Raw genomic sequence first — 3,424 nt, forward strand, 5'->3', positions numbered from 1 at the left:
GTTAGACGGAAAATCCCGTCTATCTCTCTTGAAAAGTCGCGACTGGCGCCAGCTAAACTCATACGCCAAATAACCTGACCGATGAACTTTCGGTTAGGTTGTTCTTTTATAGACATATCGATTAATATACAATATGATGCATATTAATACACAACTAGAAGCGAGGTGCAATCAGAGATGCAGTTAATAGCCGAATCTACCAATCAATTCGATTATTTATGCGCGACCGAGGAATTGGACTATAATCATCCCGAAGTGGCAGCTAAAAGTAATGAGCTTCGGGCGACATCCTCCGACGATATGGAGTTCATACAGAACGCCTTTCATTACGTACGTGATGCAATCTCACATTCATGGGATATTCAGAGCAGCCGTATAACTAGAACTGCTTCTGAAGTATTGTTACATCGGGAAGGCATCTGCTATGCCAAATCCAACCTGTTAGCCGCCATGCTGCGACTGGGTGGCATTCCGGCAGGCTTCTGCTACCAACGATTAACGATTGGAGATACACCGGACACTGGTTACTGTATTCATGCCTTAAACGCCGTGCATTTGTCATCCCATAACAGGTGGGTCCGACTCGACGCTAGAGGGAACAAGCCAGGCGTCCAGGCCGAATTTTCCGTCGATCAAGAACAACTTGCATTTCCCGTACGCGAACACTACGGCGAAATCGACTACCCAACCATATACAAGCTTCCGAATCCGAAGACGATGAACGTCCTGCTCTCGAACACGAATACTATGGAGATGTACATGCATAAGTTACCGACCGAGCTGTAGTTAAGGCGAAGTGGCGGCCGCCGGATCCACGATCTTGTACAAGCGCCATTCTGTATTATACTTCTCGTCTGTGAATACTTTGAACAATGTAGCCCAATCCTCACCGTTGTTATACAATTTTGGATACTTTGCATTAATTGTGCTGTAGTTAGGCGGTTTCGGGAGTAAGATGAAATCGACGCCCGCTCCAATCGGATCTATAAGTGCATCTCCAAAGTCGGTATCACTCGTAATAATAAATTTCCTCGGGTCCTCGCTGTTAAGAACGATAAGATAGGCAGATGCGGAATCCGTTAATATCGCAACATCTTCGCCCAAATTCTCATTAATCCAATTCGAGACGGAACGATCTAATTGGGCCCCAACCAGATACCGGCCATCTTTCAAATTCAAAAATTCATTCTCGTCAGGGGCGATAGACGGATTCGATAGCGCGTATGTTAACAGCCCCATTGAGAGGATCAGACTTGTTAGCACGATTGTGACATTCCCAAAGGTTTTTTTGACCTTGCTCAGTTCATAGGGAAGCCAAGCCATCGTGATGGGAAACACGTACATAAAGTAACGGAACCAGGCAAAAGACGATCCTTTATAGATCAGAAGAAACTGGAGAGCCGGGATAGACAAAACTACAATCAAAAGGGTCCACACATCCCATTTCAACAATCTCTTGTTGAATAAGCGAATGAGCAGTATTCCTATCAGTGGAGCAGAGAACCAGGCTGTCAACTTCAAGCATAATAAGAAAGATAACCATGCGTTTCCAAACACTTGTTGAAAAAACTCTCTGCTGTTCAGAGTATCGGATTGTGCAATATTAGAATACTCTGAATTCAGGAAATAAAATGGATTTCCCATAATGGTATAGTTCAAAAAAATCCACAATAATCCAGAACATATCGCAGGAATTAATAAAATCATCCATGTTGCTTCGATTTGATAATATCTCTCGAGGATGCGATTTCTACTATCTGTTATACTAGTTCGCGCTGTAAGAATTACAATCACAATACCTAATGCAAGTGCGACTCCGACTGGAACTGCTTCATAACGACACCAAAAGGCTAATGAAAGCCCAATTCCAGCCCTCACTAAGGAACCTGATGTTCGTTGATCGAACCAGACGACAAAGTGGAACAAGGTGTACATTAGAAAGTATATATAGGGAGCGTCACTCAATCCATTCGCCCCATACAAAAACATAAATGGGTTGAATGAAAAGAGAAACACGATAGTCAGACTGAGCCAAGTAGAAAGTTTGAAAAATCTGCATGCTTGGAATAATAATACTGCAATCAAGCCTGCGAATACACTGCTCACAATGACTGCAGACAATCCATATGAAGCAAGTGAAGGGAAGATTGGATAGAAAACTAATAGGATCAAGTTCATCAAGCTCGGGAGTGGATTCCAAATAAAACCAATTGCCGAAAGATGTGGATCCCTGCTGTACAGAACGTAAAATGCATTTGCAACCCTACTGAGGGCATCGAAATGAGTCGCCTTAAGGATATAACTTAAATAAAACCCTACTGAGAACTCAGCCGCGAATATGAATAGAAAGAGCGACCATGAAATTGCTTTGTTGTGTTGCATAAGTAAATGTGCCTCCGATATTGCATATGGAAATCATGTCTTTCAACTATACCTCATTGAACCCAAATAGGTGAAATAGTAAATATGTGCACACTCACCTTCGCAAGATTGTCCAACTTACAAAGCCGATGACAGCCCCAAATACGTTCAGAATCAGATCATCCACGTCAAAGCTGCCAACCTTAGTTACTAGTTGTATGATCTCAACCGCGAACAGAATACTAACTGTCATACTAATGAAAGGCAGAAACCGCAGAAATCGACGATTCAGAGCAGGAGCGAATATCCCGATAGGGATGAAAAGTACAATATTGCCGAACAAGTTTTTGAACCAGGTGTCAAAGTTGAATCGCGATGCATGGTTGATGTAATTGGCAATCGTCCGGAACGGCACAAGATTATAGCGGTAACTCTCCCAGTCGGGTCCGCTCACTCGGTTAAACAGTAGCTGAATCATCAGCAGTGCATACAGGAGACATAGTACAAAAGCTACTATTCGAATCGTCTTCCTTGTTACCACAGTTGTCCCATTCTTCATAGCGCCTCCACACTGATATTAAGAATTTTGCCATACAGCTTCAGGCACTACCTCTTGAATCCGAGCAATGACATCCTCAATCGGAAGTATATCTGTATTTATATGTTCAGCAAAGTCCGGTTTTCTTAATGTTTCCACACACAACTTAGTCTGGAGAAAACACCAGTTCCCTTCCGCTTCGCCTCGACGCCTCAAGCGTTCATGGATCGTTTCTTCACTTGCAAGCAAACAAAAATGAAACGTATCTTCGTCGAGCTGCTTCAGACCGCGAACGATATGTTGGAAATTATTCATGTTATATATCGTCATTGGGACAATCAAATGTTTGCGGTACTTGGTTTTTATCGCTTGAGCTACTTGGACAGTCAGTTGCTTCCACAAATCCAGATCTTGAAAATCACCTGTATTCTCCTCAGCACCCCTGACTTCAACTGGTATGATGGAACGCAGCATATAGCCGACCTCTTCTGGATCGAATAACATACTATTTGGGATAGTCTGTAC

Annotated in this window: 4 protein-coding genes; 1 reads left to right on the plus strand and 3 read right to left on the minus strand. The window is 42.9% G+C overall.

Features of this window, described 5'->3' with window-relative positions; translation table 11 throughout:
* Positions 1 to 177: 177 nt before the first annotated feature.
* Positions 178 to 786 carry a transglutaminase-like domain-containing protein gene (locus AC1DWB_RS32410; protein ID WP_477545218.1) on the plus strand — a complete coding sequence of 203 codons (609 nt, stop codon included), beginning with the start codon at positions 178 to 180 and terminating at the stop codon, positions 784 to 786.
* Here the strand turns inward: AC1DWB_RS32410 and AC1DWB_RS32415 are convergent, their stop codons facing one another.
* The 3 genes from AC1DWB_RS32415 to AC1DWB_RS32425 form a co-directional block, all read right to left on the minus strand.
* Positions 787 to 2,382, minus strand: a complete 1,596-nt coding sequence (locus AC1DWB_RS32415) for a glycosyltransferase family 39 protein (protein WP_477545219.1) — start codon at positions 2,380 to 2,382, stop codon at positions 787 to 789.
* Between the two features lie 94 nt (positions 2,383 to 2,476).
* The gene (locus AC1DWB_RS32420; RefSeq protein WP_477545220.1) at positions 2,477 to 2,920 is read right to left on the minus strand and encodes a VanZ family protein; all 444 of its coding nucleotides are present in this window, start codon (positions 2,918 to 2,920) and stop codon (positions 2,477 to 2,479) included.
* An 18-nt stretch (positions 2,921 to 2,938) separates the two neighbouring features.
* Positions 2,939 to 3,424 (minus strand): AAA family ATPase (locus AC1DWB_RS32425; protein WP_477545221.1); only part of this gene is annotated, 486 nt, incomplete at its 5' end.

The sequence above is a fragment of the Paenibacillus sp. P4_E11 genome (assembly GCF_056401635.1).